Below are 15662 nucleotides of genomic sequence, written 5' to 3'. Positions count from 1 at the left end.
GTGCAGCACCGCGCGCATCTCGTTCGGGGGCAGGTAAATGTCGGCTTCGCCGTCGTCGCGTTGCACGAAACCATGGCCATCGCGATGGCCTTGCACCATGCCTTCGATCTCGTCCAGCAGGCCGCTGGGTTGGCTATTATTTTTGATATGATCGCTCTCTTTCCTGAAATTCAAAACGCGCTGCGAGGACTTGTTTCAAGCAGCATGTGGGCCCAGATGGCGGAATTGGTAGACGCACTAGTTTCAGGTACTAGCGAGTAACATCGTGGAGGTTCGAGTCCTCTCCTGGGCACCACCAAACTGGTGGTATATATGATAAAGCCGGCTTTGCCGGCTTTGTTGTTTTTGGGCCTTCTTTTGAAGGTTTCGTTCACGCCCAACGAACCGATCGGCGTTCAGACCGGCACCCCCACAAGATCATGGCCCTCGGTGGCCACGATGCGCGCCCGAGTGAACTCGCCCACGCGCAGCTGCTTGCTCAGCTTTTCCGGCGGCAGCAGCCGCACGGTGCCGTCGATCTCCGGCGCGTCCGCATAGCTGCGGCCGACGCCGCCCTTGCGGCCCAGCGCCGGCGCCGAATCCACCAGCACCTGCATGGTCGCGCCGATGCGCGATCGCAGCTTGGCGGCCGACACCTCCTCGGCCACCGTCATGAAGCGCGCGCGGCGCTCCTCGCGCACCTCCTTTGGCAGCATGCCCGCCAGTGCATTGGCGGCCGCGCCTTCCACCGGGCTGTAGGCGAAGCAGCCGGCCCGGTCGATCTGCGCTTCGCGCACGAAGTCCAGCAGGTGCTGGAACTCCTCTTCGGTCTCGCCGGGGAAGCCGGCGATGAAGGTGCTGCGGATCACGATCTCGGGACAGGCTTCGCGCCAGCGCTCGATGCGCTCCAGGTTGCGCTCGCCGCTGGCCGGCCGCTTCATGCGGCGCAGCACGTCGGGGTGGCTGTGCTGGAACGGCACGTCCAGGTACGGCAGGATCAGGCCCTGCGCCATCAGCGGGATCGCCTCGTCGACGCTGGGGTACGGGTACACGTAGTGCAGCCGCACCCAGGCGCCGTAGGGCGCGGCGATCTCGCCCAGCGCCTGCGCCAGCTCCAGCATCCGCGTCTTCACCGGCCGGCCGTCCCAGAAGCCGGTGCGGTACTTCAGGTCCACACCGTAGGCCGAGGTGTCCTGGCTCACCACCAGCAGTTCCTTCACGCCGCCTTCGAACAGCGCGCGCGCTTCCTTGAGCACGTCGCCGATCGGCCGGCTGACCAGGTCGCCGCGCATCGACGGGATGATGCAGAAGGTGCAGCGGTGGTTGCAGCCCTCGCTGATCTTCAGGTACGCATAGTGCCGCGGCGTGAGCTTGATGCCCGCCGGCGGAACGAGGTCGACGAAGGGATCGTGCGGCTTGGGCAGGTGCGCATGCACCGCGTCCATCACTTCCTGCGTCGCGTGCGGGCCGGTCACGGCCAGCACCGACGGATGGATTTCCTTGACCAGCGTGTCGCCGCCAGCCTGGCCCGCCTTGGCGCCCAGGCAGCCGGTGACGATCACCCGGCCGTTGGCGGCCAGCGCCTCGCCGATGGTGTCCAGGCTTTCCTTGACCGCTTCGTCGATGAAGCCGCAGGTGTTGACGATCACCAGGTCCGCTCCCTCGAAGGTCTTGGACGTTTGGTAGCCCTCCGCGCTCAGCTGCGTGAGGATCAGCTCGGAGTCCGTCAGTGCCTTGGGACAGCCCAGGCTGACGAAGCCGACTTTCGGTACGGTGATGTGTTGCGCCTCGGGGGCAGCGGTATCGCTCATGTTCGTATTGTCCCAAAGGGACGTTGCTGGACTAGCTCACCAGCCAGAGAAGGCCAAGACCGAGCAGGATGCTGGTCAGTCCGAAAAAACGCAGTTGGCCGTCGCGCAGCTGCAGCAGCCGCTGGAAAGTGGCGCGCCAGCCGCCCGGTGCCAGGAAGGGAAAAATGCCTTCCAGCACCAGCATCAGGGCGACCGCCGCCCAGAACGTGTCGCCGTCCACCCGGTCACTTCTTGGCGGGCGCGGCGGCAGCGCCGGCTCCGGCGCCGCGGAAGGCACGGAAGAAGTCCGAATTGGCGGGGTCGATCACCACCACGTCGCTCTTCTTGTTGAAGCTCTGCTTGTAGGCTTCCAGGCTGCGGTAGAACTGCGCGAACTGCGGGTCGCGGCCGAACGATTCGGCGTAGACGGCGGCCGCTTCGGCGTCGCCCTCGCCCTTGATCTTCTGTGCGTCGCGGTACGCATTGGCGATGGTCACCTCGCGCTGGCGGTCGGCGTCGGCGCGGATCTTCTCGCCCTCGGCGCCGCCGGTGGAACGCAGCTCGTTGGCCACGCGCTTGCGCTCGGCTTCCATGCGGCGGTACACCGACTCGGTGATCGCATCGACATAGTCGGCGCGCGTGATGCGCACATCGATCACGTCCACGCCCCACGGCTTGGCGCCCTTCACCACTTCCAGCACCTCGCGCTTCACGTCGTTCATCAGCTGCTCGCGCCGGGCCGAGAGCAGCTCGCGCACCGTGCGGCGGTTGATCTCTTCCTGGAAGGCGTTGCGCACCACGCGATTCAGCTGGTTGGCGCCGGTCGCCTCGTCCAGGCCCACGTTGCGGATGTACTGCGACGGATCGGTGATGCGCCAGCGCACGTACCAGTCGATCACCACGCGCTGCTTCTCCAGCGTCAGCATCGGCTCGGTGTCCGGGCTGTCCAGGGTGAGCAGGCGCTTGTCGATGTAGCTCACGTTTTGCAGCGGAGGCGGCAGCTTGAAGTGCAGGCCTGGCTCGGTGATCACGTCCTTGATCTGGCCGAACGCGTAGACCACGCCGAACTGGCGCTGGTCCACCACGAACAGCATGGAGCTGAGCAGCGCCAAGGCCACCAGCAGGGACGCCACGATGAATCCGATTCTGTTCATTGTTGTTTGCCTCCCTCAGCGCACTTCGCGTTCGCGGCTGCGCGCATTGTCGCGCGTGCGCGCGTCGCCGCTGGAGCCGGAGACCGGCGGCACCACCGGCACGCCCGCGGGCGCCGCCACTGCCGCCGGGACGTCCGGCACGGCGGCCGCGCCACCCTGCGCCACCTGCTGCATGATCTTGTCCAGCGGCAGGAACAGCAGGTTCTGGCCCTGGCGCGACTCCACCAGCACCTTGGTCACGTTGCCGTAGATCTGCTGCATGGCGTCGATGTAGAGGCGGTCGCGCGTGACCTGCGGCGCGCGCTGGTATTCGACCAGCAGCGACTTGAAGCGCTGCGCATCGCCCTGCGCCTGCGCCACGATGCGCGACTTGTAGCCGTCGGACTCCTGCGTCAGGCGCGCCGCGGCGCCGCGCGCACGCGGGATCACGTCGTTGGCATAGGCCTGGGCCTCGTTCTTGGCGCGCTCGCGCTCCTGGCCCGCCTTGAGCACGTCGTCGAAGGCGGCCTGCACCTGCTCGGGCGGGCGCACGCCGCCTTGCTGCAGGTTGATGCCCACGACTTCCACGCCGACCTTGTAGCGGTCCAGGATGGTCTGCATCAGCACGCGCACGCGCGACGCGATCTGGTCGCGTTCCTCGGACAGCGCCGAGTCCATGCGCATCTTGCCAACCACCTCGCGCACCGCGGTCTCGGCGGCCTGCACCACGGCCTGGGCCGGGTCCTTGCTTTCGAACAGCCAGGCGCGCGCATTGTTCAACCGGTACTGCACGGCGAACTTGATCTCGACGATGTTCTCGTCTTCGGTCAGCATCGCCGATTCCTTGAGCCCCGTGGCGCGGATCACGTTGTCGCGGCCCACGTCCACCGAGCGGATCTGCGTCACGTACACGGTTTCGTGCCGCTCGATCGGATACGGCATGCGGTAGTTGAAGCCGGCGCCCACGGTGGAGGTGTAGCGGCCGAAGCGCGTGATGACCGCCTGCTGGCCTTCCTGCACGATGAAGATGCCGGTGCCCATCCAGATCAGGAACACCACCAGCAGGATCAGGCCGGCACCGACGCCGGCGCTCTTCATGTCGGGCTGGAAATTGCCGCCCCCGCCGCCGTTGCCGAAGTTGTCGCCGCCGCGCTTGCGCTTGCCGCCGAACAGGCCGCCGAGCTTGCGGTTGAAGTCGCGCCACAGCTCGTCGAGGTCGGGTGGCCCCTGGTTCGGCCCGCGTCCATTGTTCTCGGGGCGGTTCGGGTCGGGGCGCTTGTCGTCGCCCTTGCCGTCCTCGCCACGGCCCCAGCGGGGATCGTTCAGGTTGAACATTCCCTGGAAGCGGCCTTTCAGCCCGGCCCATGTCCGGCTGCGGAATTGGTGGTTCATGCCACGTATGGTTGAGTGGTGATCACGCGCGATTGTGCCCAATCAGACCGGCGTCTCGTGCGCCGGGACATTTTCGGGGGCCGGCACCGCCTTGGCCGCGCTGTCTTGCGTGACCGCGCGCACCAGTTCGGCACGCAGCAGCGGCAGGCCGGCGGAGGTCTGCGCACTCACGAACACACGCGGCACCTGCACGCCTTCCAGCTCGAAGGTGTCGCGCGGCGCGGCAGGCGTGTGGCCGGCGTCGAGCATGTCGACCTTGTTGAACACCAGCACTTGCGGCACGTTCGCCGCGCCGATCTCTTCCAGCACGCGCTGCACCTGCTCGATCTGCTCCGGGTAGTGCGGGTTGGCCGCGTCCACCACGTGCAGCAGCAAGTCGGCATCGGTCGCTTCTTGCAGCGTCGCCTGGAAGGCGTCGATCAGGCCGTGCGGCAGGTCGCGAATGAAACCCACCGTGTCCGACAGCGACACCGACCGGCCGGACTCGCCGGCGTCAGCCAGGTACAGCTGGCGGGTGGTGGTGTCCAGCGTGGCGAACAATTGGTTGGCGGCATAGGCGCGTGCCTTCACCAGCGCGTTGAACAGCGTGGACTTGCCCGCGTTGGTGTAGCCCACCAGCGAAACGTTGAAGGTGTCGCGCCGTTCGCGCTGGCGCCGCTGCGTCTGGCGCTGGCGCTTGACCTTCACCAGCCGCTCGCGCGTGCGCTTGATGGACTCGTCGATCATGCGGCGGTCGAGCTCGATCTGCTTTTCGCCCGGGCCGCCGCGCACGCCGGCACCGCCGGTTTGGCGCTCCAGGTGCGACCAGCGGCGCACCAGGCGCGTGCTCAGGTATTGCAGCCGGGCCAGCTCGACCTGCAGCTTGCCTTCGTGGCTGCGCGCGCGCTGCGCGAAGATTTCCAGGATCAGCAGGGTGCGGTCGTTGACCGGCAGGCCCAGGTGACGCTCGAGGTTGCGCTGCTGCGCCGGACTCAAGGACTGGTCGAACAGGATCTCGGTGGCGCCGGTCTGTTCGGCCAACGCCTTGATCTCGTCGGCCTTGCCGCTGCCCACGAACAGGGCGGCGTCGGGCGCGCGGCGCTTGCAGGTGATGCGCGCCACGGGCTCCAGGCCCGCGGTTTGCGCCAGCAGGCCGAGCTCTTCGAGCTCGGCGTCGAAATGGGGGAGGCCCAGATCCACCCCGACCAGAATGGCGGGCGCGGACGGGCGATCGGAGGTTGGAGTCAAGCGGATATCAGCCGGTCAATGCAGGAACACCCCGCCGGCCACCCCAGGGTTGGCATGAGCGCCTGCTCAGCTGGCGCCGCCTTCGCTGGACTCTGCGGGAGTGAAATTCACCGCGCGGCCGGGGACGATGGTGGAGATGGCGTGCTTGTAGACCATCTGGGTCACGGTATTGCGCAACAGCACAACATACTGGTCAAAAGACTCAATTTGCCCTTGCAGCTTGATGCCGTTGACCAGGTAGATGGACACCGGCACGTGCTCGCGACGCAGGGTATTGAGAAATGGGTCTTGTAGAAGCTGCCCTTTATTGCTCACGATATTCTCCGTGTTCTCACGTTGTTGGAATCTGCACATTACCACAGCAAGTGAGGGTGTGCGAGTAGGCAAAAAGCGCCGTGCAATCCATCTGGTGCGGGTTTTTCCCGAATCAAGGCTGGCCTGCGGCTTTTTCTATTCCTTGTCCGCGTACGGGTTCTTGGAGGTGCGCATTTCGATGCGCATCGGTGTGCCGGTCAGCTTGAATTCCTTGCGGAAACGCCCTTCCAGGAAGCGCTTGTACGCGTCGGTGACGTGCTCCAGCGAATTGCCGTGCACCACGATCACCGGCGGGTTCATGCCGCCCTGGTGGGCGTAGCGCAGCTTGGGGCGGAACATGCCGGCGCGCTTGGGCGTCTGGAACTGCACCGCCTCCAGCAGCAGCCGGGTCAGCACCGGCGTGGTCATCTTCACGAAGGCCGACTTGTGCGCCTGCACGATCGAGTTCCACACCGGCCCAATGCCTTGGCGCTTCTTGGCCGAGATGAAGTGCAGGTCGGCGAACTTCAGGAACGGCAGCCGCGCTTCGAGCTGGCGGCGCAGCGTTTCGCGCTGGTAGTCGTCCACCGCATCCCACTTGTTGACCGCCAGCACGACCGCGCGCCCGCTCTCCAGGATGTACCCGGCGATGTGCGCATCCTGGTCGGTGATGCCTTGCGTGGCGTCCAGCAGCAGCAGCACCACGTTGGACGACTCGATGGCCTGCAGCGTCTTGACCACCGAGAATTTCTCGATGGCTTCGAACACCTTGCCCTTGCGGCGCAGGCCGGCCGTGTCGATGAGCTCGAACTTCTGGCCGTTGCGCTCGAACGGCACCGAGATGGCGTCGCGCGTGGTGCCCGGCAGGTCGAAGGCGACCAGCCGCTCCTCGCCCAGCCAGGTGTTGATGAGCGTGGACTTGCCGACGTTGGGCCGGCCGGCCACCGCCAGCTTGATGATGCCGGCCTGCTGCGGCTCGGCGCCCTCTTCCTCTTCCACCAGGTTGAGCGTTTCCACCGCCTTGTCCAGCAGGCTGCGGATGCCCTGCCCGTGCGCGGCGGAGACCCCCTCTACATCGCCCAGGCCCAGTTCGTAGAACTCGGCCAGCTGCGGGCCTTCGAGCATGCCTTCGGCCTTGTTGGCCGTGATGATCGTGGGCTTGCCCAGCCGCCGCAGGTAGTTGGCGATGTCATGGTCGTGCGCCGAGACGCCGGCGCGCGAATCCACGACGAACACCACGATGTCGGCTTCGGCAACGGCCTGCTGCGTCTGCTTGGCCATTTCCTTGTAGATGCCGCTCTCGGCCGTCGGCTCGAAGCCGCCGGTGTCGATGACGATGAACTCGTGCGCGCCGTGGCGCGCGTTGCCGTAGTGGCGGTCGCGCGTGAGGCCCGCGAAGTCGGCGACGATGGCGTCGCGCGACTTGGTGAGGCGGTTGAACAGTGTCGATTTGCCGACGTTGGGTCGGCCGACCAGGGCCATGACCGGCTTCATGCCTGAGGCCCTTTCCGGAGTCTTATTGGGGAATGAAGCCGTACACGTTGCCGTTGCGCGTGACGACGACCAGCGTGTTGCCGGCCAGCACGGGCGCGGCGGCGATGGGGGAGCCGTCGGTGGCCAGCCGGGTCAGCAGCGAGCCGTCCTCGCGCGACAGCATGTGGACGAAGCCGAAGCTGTCGCCGACCACCACCGAGCGGCCCAGCAGCAGCGGCGCGCTCAGGCCGCGCCAAGCGAGCTTATCGGTGCTCCAGGCGCGCTCGCCCGAATCGCGGCGCCAGGCCATGACCTTGCCGTCGCTCTCGGTGCCGAACACATGGGTGGCGTCGCCGTGCACGCCTTCGGCGCCGTTGGAGCGCTGGCTCCACACGGTGGTGCCGCGCGTGGCGTCCACGCAGCCGACCGCGGCCTGGAAGGCGCGCGCGCAGACCGAATTCTCGACACGGCTGACGCGGCCGACCAGGTCGACCAGCCGCTCCACGTCGTTGATGCCGCGCGGCGTGGCGATGGGGGCTTCCCAGCGGACGCTGCCGTTGGCGGGGCTCATCCCGGCCAGCCGGCCGCTCTGCCCGACCACCAGCGTGTCGCCCACGGCCAGGATCACGCCGGACTGGCGCAGCACCAGAGCCTCGCCCGGGCGCTGTTGGGCCCACAGCCGGCTGCCGCTCTGGCCGTCCAGCGCGGTGACCGAACGGTCTCCCGCCAGCACGAACACGCGGCCGCCGGCCACCAGCGGTGCCGTGTACGCCAGCGCGGGCAGCTTTTGCCGCCACAGTTCCTTGCCGTCGGCGAACGCCACCACCTCGTTGGCGCGCGTCACCACGGCGGCCATGCGGCCGTCGCTGCCAACGCCGGCGGCAAGCGGCGCGCGGGCACTGGCGCGCCACAGCTCGCGGCCGGTCGCACTGTCGATGGCCGACACCGTGCCGTCGGTGGCGCCCAGCGTCACGACGGCGCCGTTGACGCTGACCGACATCGGAAAACCAACCTCGCCCACGCGCAGGGTCCAGGCCTGGCGCACGCCAAGCAGGCCGGGGCTTGGCTGCAGCTCGGCCGGCTTGGGCTTTTCGACCGTGCCGCCGCCGACGAAGGGCAGCCAGCTGAAAGCGGCACAGCCGGCCAGCGTGGCCGTGCCGGCGGCCAGCACCAGCCAGCGCAGTGCTGGCGTCCAGCGCGTGGCGGAGAGAGCGAGAGGGGATGCGTCGTTGTTCTTGTCGTTCATGATTTCGCGGTTTGCTCGGCGGCCGGCTTGGCGGGCTGCGGGTCAACACCCAAGGCATTGAGCTTGACCTCGACCAGGCGGCGGTATTCGCTGCGCTCGTCCAGTCCTTGCCAGGCCTTCTGGTACTCCGCCTTCGCTTCCGTTTTCTTGCCCTGCAGCTGGTAAATGTCGCCGCGGCGGTCGGCCGCCAGGGCGTCGAACTGCTTGTCGGGGAAGCTGCCGGCCAATTGCTTGAGCGCGTCGTCGTAGGCCTTGGCCTCGGCCAGCACCGAGGACAGCCGCAGCCGCGCGACGGCCTGGTAGCCCGCGTCGGAGGCCTTGTCGGCCACCCAGGCCAGCGCCGCCTTGCCGGCGTCGGGCTTGCCCTTGTCGACCAGCACCTTGGCCGCCAGCAGGCCGGCCTGCTGCGCATAGGTGGTGGAGCCGAATTTGTCCTTGATGTCGCCGAAGGCGCGCTCGACGCGGGTGGCGTCGCCCGCATCCGCCGCGCGCTCGACTTCGTCGTACAGCGCGGCCGCCTGCGTGGCCTGGTGGCGCTGCCAATAGTTCCAGCCGTTCCAGGCGGCAATGGCACCGAACACCACGATCAGCGCCCAGGTGATGAGGTTGCCGTACTGGTTCCAATAGTGCTTGAGCTGGTCAAGCTGTTCCTGTTCTTCGAGATCGAGGTGCGCCATGGCTCAGCTTTGTATCAAGCCTGCGATTGTAGGCTGCCAGCCCACTCGACTGCATCGGCCAGCGGACGTGCCTGCTGCGCGCCGCTGCCGTCGCGCAGGGCCTTCACCGTCACCATGCCCTGGGCCAGTTCGTCGGGACCGAACACCAGCGCGAAGCTTGCGCCGCTGGCGTCCGCCTTCTTGAACTGGGACTTCATGCTGCCCGGGCCGTCGGAACCCGAGGCATGCAGCAGCACGCGCACGCCGGCAGCGCGCAGCGTTTCCAGCGTGGCAATCACCGGCCCGAGCGCCGTGCCGGCGGGCACCACGGCGTATGCGTTGGGCGCGGCATTCGGCACCGGCAGGCCGAGCTCCTGGATCAGCAGCAGCAGCCGCTCGATGCCCAGGCCAAAACCAACCGCCGGAGCGGGCTTGCCACCCAGCTGCTCGATCAGGCCGTCGTACCTGCCGCCGCCGCACACGGTGCCCTGGGAGCCGAGCTGGTCGGTGACCCACTCGAACACGGTGAGGTTGTAGTAATCCATGCCGCGCACCAGCCGCGGGTTGACGCGGTAGGCGAGCCCGACCGCATCCAGCGCGCCGCACACCGCATCGAAATGCGCGCGCGACGCTTCGCCTAGAAAGTCGATCAGCTTAGGCGCACCCTCGACCAGCGCCTGCATCGCCGGATTCTTGCTGTCGAGGATGCGCAGCGGATTGGTGCGCAGCCGGCGCGCGGAGTCTTCGTCCAGCTGCGCGGCATGGCCTTCGAAATACGCCACCAGCGCATCCCGGTGCGCAATGCGCTCCCGCGGCTGGCCGAGGCTGTTGAGTTCCAGCCGCACGTGCGTGCCTTCCACCAGGCCCAGCTCGCGCCAAAGCGCGCGCGCCATCAGGATCATCTCGGCGTCGACGTCCGGGCCGGCGAAACCCAGCGCCTCCACATCGAGCTGATGGAACTGCCGGTAGCGGCCCTTCTGCGGCCGCTCGTGGCGGAACATCGGGCCCATGGTCCAGACCCGCAGCGGGCCGTTGTACAGCGCGTTGTGCTCGATCACCGCGCGCACGATGCCGGCGGTGGCTTCGGGGCGCAGGGTCAGCCGGTCGCCGTTCATGGAATCGGTGAAGGAGTACATCTCCTTCTCCACGATGTCGGTGACTTCGCCCAGGCCGCGCACGAACAGCGCCGTGGGCTCGACGATCGGCATCAGCACGTTCTGGTAGCCGTAGCGCCCCAGCACCGAGCGCACCACCGACTCGAACCACTGCCACAGCACCGAGTCGGGTAGCTTCTCCTTGCGCGGCACGGCCGGCGGGAAGATGTCGTTCATGCCTTTGACGGCAACCAGTTTCTCAGCCATGTGTCCGCTCAATCCGCAACGCTGTATTTCTTCTCGACGTACTCTTCCACGAGGCGCTGGAACTCCACCGCGATGCCCTCGCCGCGCAAGGTCAGCGCTTTCTCGCCGTCGATGAACACCGGCGCGGCCGGCGCTTCGCCGGTACCGGGCAGGCTGATGCCGATGTCCGCATGCTTGCTCTCGCCGGGGCCGTTGACGATGCAGCCCATCACGGCCACCTTCATCTTCTCCACGCCCGGATAGCGCGCGCGCCACAACGGCATCTGCCGGCGCAGGTAGTCGTCGATCTGCTTGGCCAGTTCCTGGAACGTGGTGCTGGTGGTGCGCCCGCATCCGGGGCAGGCCGTCACGCTCGGCACAAAGCTGCGCAGGCCCAGCGCCTGCAGGATCTCGGAGGCAATCACCACCTCCTGCGTGCGCGCCTCGCCCGGCTGCGGCGTGAGCGACACGCGGATGGTGTCGCCGATGCCTTCCTGCAGCAGCAGGCCCAACGCCACCGACGAGGCCACCGTGCCCTTGGTGCCCATGCCGGCCTCGGTCAGCCCCAGGTGCAGCGGGTAGTCGCAGCGGCGCGCGAGCTCGCGGTAGACGCTGACCAGGTCCTGCACGCCGCTTACCTTGCAGCTCAGGAGGATCTGCCGCCCGTCCATGCCGAGTTCCTCGGCGCGGCGGGCGGATTCGATGGCCGAAGTAACCAGCGCCTCGTACATCACCTGCCTGGCGTCCCAGGGCTGGGCGCGGCCCGCGTTCTCGTCCATCAGCTGGGCAAGCAGTTCCTGGTCCAGGCTGCCCCAGTTGACGCCGATGCGCACCGGCTTGTTCCACTTCAGCGCGGCTTCCACCATCTGCGCGAACTGGCGATCGCGCTTGTCGCCCTTGCCCACGTTGCCGGGATTGATGCGGTACTTGGACAGCGCCTCGGCGCAGGCCGGCACCTCGGTCAGCAGGCGGTGGCCGTTGTAATGGAAATCGCCGATCAGCGGCACGTCGATGCCCATGCGATCGAGCTGCTCGCGGATGTAGGGCACCTGCTGCGCGGCCTCGGGCGTGTTGACCGTGATGCGCACCAGCTCGGAGCCGGCGATGGCCAGCTCCTTCACCTGGATCGCGGTGCCGATCGCGTCCACCGTGTCGGTGTTGGTCATGGACTGCACGCGCACCGGCGCGTCGCCGCCCACGGTGACCACGCGCGAACCCCAGGCCACGCTGGCCTGGCGCGATCGTCGCGGCTTCGGCGCCGCGGCTTCGATGGGCAGGCAGGGCACGTTCATCCGCGGGCTCACTTCACCTGGAAGCGCGCGACGTTGTCGCGCGCCGTGCCGCGGATGTCGAACGGCTTGCCGCGCACCTGCACCTCGGTCGCACTGGCGCTACCCACCGTCACGGTGAGCGGCAGCGCGCCGGCGGCCGCCGCGGTGTCGCCCGAATTCATCATCCGCTGCATCACGACCCCGCCCTTGGCGTCCGTGACCTGGATCCAGGAGCTGCCGCGCGCCCGAAAGCTCACCAGCTCGTTGCCCGCCGCAATGGGCGGCGTGAAGGCGACGGTATTGGACAGGGTGGTGCTCACGCTGGCACTGGGTGCCGACGCGCCACGCGCGGGGGCGGTGGGCGCGGGAACGCCCGCCTGCGGCAGCGCCGGTTCGGAGACGATCGGCGCCGACGCGGACTCGGCCGGCAAGGAGGGCGTGACCGACGGCGTGCCGGGCTGCGCCGCGGCATCGGGCTTGGGCGCCGCCGCTTCGCTGCTCTCGCGCCGCAAGGTCGGCAGGAAGATGATCACCAGGGCGCCGAGCAGCAGTGCCACCACGGTCAGACCGACCGGGCGGGTCAGCTGGTCCATGACGCTGGGCGCAGGGCCGTCGCCGGGTGCACGGAACGGTGCGTTGATGCCCTCGCCCGCGCGCAACCGTGCCCTGTCCTGCGGCAGCCGCTCCAGCACCGGCCGCGGATCGATCTTCAGGGTGCGGCACACGCTGGCGGCCAGCGCGCGCGCGAACACCGCGTCGGGCAGTTCCTCGTAGCGGTCTTCCTCCAGCGCTTCGAGCTTGCGCACCGGCACCTTGAGCGACACCGCCAGCGTGGCGACGTGCAGGCCGGCGGCCTCGCGCGCATGGCGCAGCAGCGCGCCCGCGCTGGCGCCGTCCCCGGCGCTTGTTTCGGAGGCGAGGGACTCACTCATCGAAGGCTCCGCGGTCGAATGCGATGCGTTCCTTGGATTGCGGGAAGCGCTTGCGCAGTTGTTCGCCAAGCTGCCGCGTGCCGTCGGCGTCGTTCATGCGGCGTTCCACCTTGATGCCCAACCACAGAGACTCGGCGTTGGCCAGCTCGCTGTTGTTCAGGCGGCGGATGTAGAACTGGGCACGCTGGAAGTCGCCGCGCCGGAACAGCAGGTTGGCCAGGTTGTAGCCGGTCACCGGGTTCGCCGCGTCGAGTTCGTAAGAGCGCGCCAGGCTGCGTTCGGCTTCCTCGATGCGGCCGGCGCGCGCCAGGCACACGCCCATGGCCATCAGCGTCTTGGCGCGGTCGGCGTACAGCGGGTTGGCGACAGCCCGGTCGAACAGCTTGCTGGCCTCGTCGTAGCGGCCGGCCTGGCACTGCATCCAGCCGTAGTTGTGCAGCGTGTTGGAGTCGCGCGGGTTGATCGACAGGGCGCGCCGGAAACTGTCCTCGGCCTGGCGCGTGTCGTTCAGGCGCATGAAGATCAGCCCGCGCAGGTTGAAGGCGTCGCCGAAGGTCGGATCGATGGCGATCACCTGCTTCAGCTCGTCTAGCGCCACGTCCACCTTGCCCTGCTCGAAGTAACCCACCGCCAGTTCCAGGCGGATGCGGGCGCGCCGCCGCGACTCGGACTCGTCGGAGGGCGTGATCAGGCCGGCGGAGGAGGTGTCGGCCTCCAGGGTCGCCTGCTGCGAGGCGCAACCCGCCAGGCCAAGCCATGCGATCGCCGCGATCGTTCCCCAGGCCCACAGGGCCCCGAGGCGCATCGCGCGCGCCTTGGTCGTGCTCGTCATCCTTCAGTCTCCTTTGGCTGCCGAGTCCGCAGGCGCCGGCGCATGCCGGGGCTGTGCTGGATGCAGCGTGATGGTGCGCTGCCGGGCGATGCGTTCGCCCACCCGGGTGCGGTCCTTGACGTCGCCTGCCAGCTGCCCGCAGGCGGCCGCGATGTCGTCCCCTCTGGTCTTGCGCACGGTGGTGACGATACCAGCATCACTCAGCATTTTCGCGAAAGCCTGCACGCGCGGCTGCGGCGAGCGCAGCAGGCCGGACGCGGGAAACGGGTTGAACGGGATCAGGTTCAGCTTGCACGACACACCGCGCCCGGCGTGGTGCCGCACGTACTCCACCAGTTGCGCGGCATGCTCCGGCTGGTCGTTCACGCCGTCGAGCATGCAGTATTCGAAGGTGATGAAATCGCGCGGCGCGAACGCCAGGTAGCGGTTGCACGCATCCAACAGTTCGGCCAGCGGGTACTTGCGGTTCAGCGGCACCAGCTGGTCGCGCAGCGCGTCATTGGGCGCGTGCAGCGACACCGCCAGCGCCACCGGGCAGTCCTGCCCCAGCCGGTCCATCATCGGCACCACGCCGGAGGTGGACACGGTCAGGCGGCGGCGCGACAGGCCGTAGCCATGGTCGTGCAGCATGGTGCGCAGCGCCGGCACCAGCGCCGCGTAGTTCTGCAGCGGCTCGCCCATGCCCATCATCACCACGTTGGAGATCACGCGCTCGCTGGTGCCCAGGCGCTTGCGCAGCAGGTGCTCGGCGAACCACAGCTGGGCGACGATCTCGCCGGTGGTGAGATTGCGCGAGAAGCCCTGGTGGCCGGTGGAGCAAAAGCGGCAGCCGACGGCGCAGCCCGCCTGCGAGGAGATGCACAGCGTGGCGCGGTCGTCTTCGGGGATATAGACGGCTTCGATGCCGTCACCGCCGCCCACGTCGAACAGCCACTTGATGGTGCCATCGGCCGACTCCTGCTGGCTGATCGGCTGCAGGCCTTGCACCTGCGCGGCACCCTTGAGCTTTTCGCGCAGCGACTTGGCCAGGTCGCTCATGCGCTCGAAATCGGATTCACCTTTCTGGTGGATCCAGCGGAACAGCTGGACGGCGCGAAAGCGCTTCTCGCCCAGCGTTTCGCAGAATGCGGCCAGCCCCTCGAGGTCGAAATCGAGCAGATTCGCGGGAGTGGCCGTCATTGCATGCGTCGTCCCGTTCAGCGGGAGTAGACGTTCATGCCGGGGAAGAAGAAGCCCACTTCCACCGCGGCGGTTTCGGCGGCGTCGGAGCCGTGCACCGCGTTGGCGTCGATGCTGTCGGCGAAGTCGGCGCGGATGGTGCCGGGGGCGGCCTTCTTCGGGTCGGTGGCGCCCATCAGCTCACGGTTCTTGGCGATGGCGTTGTCGCCTTCCAGCGCCTGGATCATCACCGGGCCGGAGATCATGAAATCGACCAGGTCCTTGAAGAACGGGCGTTCCTTGTGGACCGCGTAGAACTGCTCGGCCTCGCCGCGCGACAGGTGCGCCATGCGGGCGGCAACCACTTTCAGGCCGGCGGCTTCGAAGCGCGCGTAGATCTGGCCGATGACGTTCTTGGCGACTGCGTCGGGCTTGATGATGGAGAGGGTGCGTTCGATCGCCATGTGAAAGTTTCCTGGGGTTTGATTTATAGGGTTTCGCCGGATGGGAAAAGTTCGGCAAAGCCTCGCATTTTAGCGTGAAGCCGAAGGGTCACCGGCCGCCGCGGCCACCGCCGCCGCCTCCACCACCCCGGCGCGGGCCGCCGCCGCCCCCACCTCCGCCGTAGCCGCCGCCCGGCGGCCTGCCGCCGGGACCGCCTTGCCGCTGCCGCGTAAAGCTGTCCGCGCCGATGTAGCCGAGCGAGGTCTTCATCGGATCGGGCTGGTTGCCGCCTGCGCCACCAGCTCCGCTGCCGGCGTTGCCACTGCGCTCAGGCTTTCCGCGCCGTCCGCCTCCGGGATTGCCCGGGCCGTTGAAGTTGCCGTTGCCGGCGTTGTTGTTCCCGTAACGGTTGCCGCCGCCGCCGGCGCGGTTGCCCGCCGGGCCGCCGGGGCCGCGCGGCGGGTTGTTGGCCCGGCCGTTGCGCCCGCCCTGGTT

Annotated in this window: 16 protein-coding genes, 1 tRNA gene and 1 pseudogene; 1 reads left to right on the top strand and 17 read right to left on the bottom strand. The window is 68.0% G+C overall.

The window, feature by feature from the left end:
• On the bottom strand, positions 1–174 hold a 174-nt coding region (locus tag H0U68_RS11645; RefSeq protein ID WP_296355721.1), incomplete at its 3' end, for a hypothetical protein.
• A gap of 36 nt (positions 175–210) precedes the next feature.
• Between H0U68_RS11645 and H0U68_RS11640 the strand changes: the two genes are divergently transcribed.
• Positions 211–295: transfer RNA gene (locus H0U68_RS11640), tRNA-Leu, on the top strand.
• 100 nt (positions 296–395) lie between these two features.
• Here the strand turns inward: H0U68_RS11640 and rimO are convergent.
• The 16 genes and pseudogenes from rimO to H0U68_RS11560 all read right to left on the bottom strand — a co-directional run.
• Positions 396–1790 (bottom strand): 30S ribosomal protein S12 methylthiotransferase RimO, encoded by a 1395-nt coding sequence (gene rimO, locus H0U68_RS11635; RefSeq protein WP_296355715.1) that lies wholly within the window; start codon positions 1788–1790, stop codon positions 396–398.
• A 31-nt stretch (positions 1791–1821) separates the two neighbouring features.
• Entirely contained in the window at positions 1822–2010 is a 189-nt protein-coding gene (locus H0U68_RS11630) for a DUF2065 domain-containing protein (protein ID WP_296355713.1), read from the bottom strand.
• 4 nt (positions 2011–2014) lie between these two features.
• Positions 2015–2923, bottom strand: a complete 909-nt coding sequence (hflC, locus tag H0U68_RS11625) for a protease modulator HflC (protein ID WP_296355711.1) — start codon at positions 2921–2923, stop codon at positions 2015–2017.
• 15 nt (positions 2924–2938) lie between these two features.
• Positions 2939–4294, bottom strand: coding sequence for an FtsH protease activity modulator HflK (hflK, locus tag H0U68_RS11620; protein WP_296355709.1), 1356 nt, complete (start codon positions 4292–4294; stop codon positions 2939–2941).
• Between the two features lie 42 nt (positions 4295–4336).
• Positions 4337–5527 carry a GTPase HflX gene (gene hflX / locus H0U68_RS11615; RefSeq protein ID WP_296355719.1) on the bottom strand — a complete coding sequence of 397 codons (1191 nt, stop codon included), beginning with the start codon at positions 5525–5527 and terminating at the stop codon, positions 4337–4339.
• A 60-nt stretch (positions 5528–5587) separates the two neighbouring features.
• Positions 5588–5875 carry an RNA chaperone Hfq gene (gene hfq / locus H0U68_RS11610; protein ID WP_296355707.1) on the bottom strand — a complete coding sequence of 96 codons (288 nt, stop codon included), beginning with the start codon at positions 5873–5875 and terminating at the stop codon, positions 5588–5590.
• A gap of 96 nt (positions 5876–5971) precedes the next feature.
• Entirely contained in the window at positions 5972–7309 is a 1338-nt protein-coding gene (gene der, locus H0U68_RS11605; RefSeq protein ID WP_296355705.1) for a ribosome biogenesis GTPase Der, read from the bottom strand.
• 22 nt (positions 7310–7331) lie between these two features.
• Entirely contained in the window at positions 7332–8534 is a 1203-nt protein-coding gene (gene bamB / locus H0U68_RS11600) for an outer membrane protein assembly factor BamB (RefSeq protein ID WP_296355702.1), read from the bottom strand.
• The gene (locus tag H0U68_RS11595; protein ID WP_296355700.1) at positions 8531–9211 is read right to left on the bottom strand and encodes a tetratricopeptide repeat protein; all 681 of its coding nucleotides are present in this window, start codon (positions 9209–9211) and stop codon (positions 8531–8533) included. The genes bamB and H0U68_RS11595 overlap by 4 nt, the downstream gene beginning before the upstream one ends.
• A 14-nt stretch (positions 9212–9225) precedes the next feature.
• A complete protein-coding gene (hisS, locus tag H0U68_RS11590) occupies positions 9226–10551 on the bottom strand; it encodes a histidine--tRNA ligase (protein ID WP_296355698.1) in 1326 nt (441 codons plus the stop codon).
• Between the two features lie 8 nt (positions 10552–10559).
• A complete protein-coding gene (gene ispG, locus H0U68_RS11585) occupies positions 10560–11822 on the bottom strand; it encodes a flavodoxin-dependent (E)-4-hydroxy-3-methylbut-2-enyl-diphosphate synthase (RefSeq protein WP_296355697.1) in 1263 nt (420 codons plus the stop codon).
• 8 nt (positions 11823–11830) lie between these two features.
• A complete protein-coding gene (locus H0U68_RS11580) occupies positions 11831–12733 on the bottom strand; it encodes a RodZ domain-containing protein (RefSeq protein WP_296355695.1) in 903 nt (300 codons plus the stop codon).
• The gene (gene pilW / locus H0U68_RS11575; protein ID WP_296355717.1) at positions 12726–13538 is read right to left on the bottom strand and encodes a type IV pilus biogenesis/stability protein PilW; all 813 of its coding nucleotides are present in this window, start codon (positions 13536–13538) and stop codon (positions 12726–12728) included. The genes H0U68_RS11580 and pilW overlap by 8 nt, the downstream gene beginning before the upstream one ends.
• 30 nt (positions 13539–13568) lie before the next feature.
• A complete protein-coding gene (gene rlmN / locus H0U68_RS11570) occupies positions 13569–14744 on the bottom strand; it encodes a 23S rRNA (adenine(2503)-C(2))-methyltransferase RlmN (protein WP_296355693.1) in 1176 nt (391 codons plus the stop codon).
• A gap of 17 nt (positions 14745–14761) precedes the next feature.
• Positions 14762–15187, bottom strand: coding sequence for a nucleoside-diphosphate kinase (ndk, locus tag H0U68_RS11565; protein ID WP_296355691.1), 426 nt, complete (start codon positions 15185–15187; stop codon positions 14762–14764).
• An 88-nt stretch (positions 15188–15275) separates the two neighbouring features.
• A pseudogene (locus H0U68_RS11560) lies at positions 15276–15662 on the bottom strand (23S rRNA pseudouridylate synthase B); the annotation flags it as partial.

Source organism: Ramlibacter sp. (genome assembly GCF_013697775.1).
In the GTDB taxonomy this organism is placed as follows: domain Bacteria; phylum Pseudomonadota; class Gammaproteobacteria; order Burkholderiales; family Burkholderiaceae_C; genus Ramlibacter.
This window is presented reverse-complemented; position numbering and strand designations above follow the sequence as displayed.

Excerpts from the sequence above, each read along its gene's own strand:
- rimO (WP_296355715.1), bottom strand. The coding sequence starts at position 1,790 with ATGAGCGATACCGCTGCCCCCGAGGCGCAACACATCACCGTACCGAAA.
- bamB (WP_296355702.1), bottom strand. The coding sequence starts at position 8,534 with ATGAACGACAAGAACAACGACGCATCCCCTCTCGCTCTCTCCGCCACG.
- H0U68_RS11580 (WP_296355695.1), bottom strand. The coding sequence starts at position 12,733 with ATGAGTGAGTCCCTCGCCTCCGAAACAAGCGCCGGGGACGGCGCCAGC.
- hflK (WP_296355709.1), bottom strand. The coding sequence starts at position 4,294 with ATGAACCACCAATTCCGCAGCCGGACATGGGCCGGGCTGAAAGGCCGC.
- ndk (WP_296355691.1), bottom strand. The coding sequence starts at position 15,187 with ATGGCGATCGAACGCACCCTCTCCATCATCAAGCCCGACGCAGTCGCC.
- H0U68_RS11595 (WP_296355700.1), bottom strand. The coding sequence starts at position 9,211 with ATGGCGCACCTCGATCTCGAAGAACAGGAACAGCTTGACCAGCTCAAG.
- pilW (WP_296355717.1), bottom strand. The coding sequence starts at position 13,538 with ATGCGCCTCGGGGCCCTGTGGGCCTGGGGAACGATCGCGGCGATCGCA.
- hfq (WP_296355707.1), bottom strand. The coding sequence starts at position 5,875 with ATGTGCAGATTCCAACAACGTGAGAACACGGAGAATATCGTGAGCAAT.
- hisS (WP_296355698.1), bottom strand. The coding sequence starts at position 10,551 with ATGGCTGAGAAACTGGTTGCCGTCAAAGGCATGAACGACATCTTCCCG.
- rlmN (WP_296355693.1), bottom strand. The coding sequence starts at position 14,744 with ATGACGGCCACTCCCGCGAATCTGCTCGATTTCGACCTCGAGGGGCTG.
- der (WP_296355705.1), bottom strand. The coding sequence starts at position 7,309 with ATGAAGCCGGTCATGGCCCTGGTCGGCCGACCCAACGTCGGCAAATCG.
- ispG (WP_296355697.1), bottom strand. The coding sequence starts at position 11,822 with ATGAACGTGCCCTGCCTGCCCATCGAAGCCGCGGCGCCGAAGCCGCGA.
- hflC (WP_296355711.1), bottom strand. The coding sequence starts at position 2,923 with ATGAACAGAATCGGATTCATCGTGGCGTCCCTGCTGGTGGCCTTGGCG.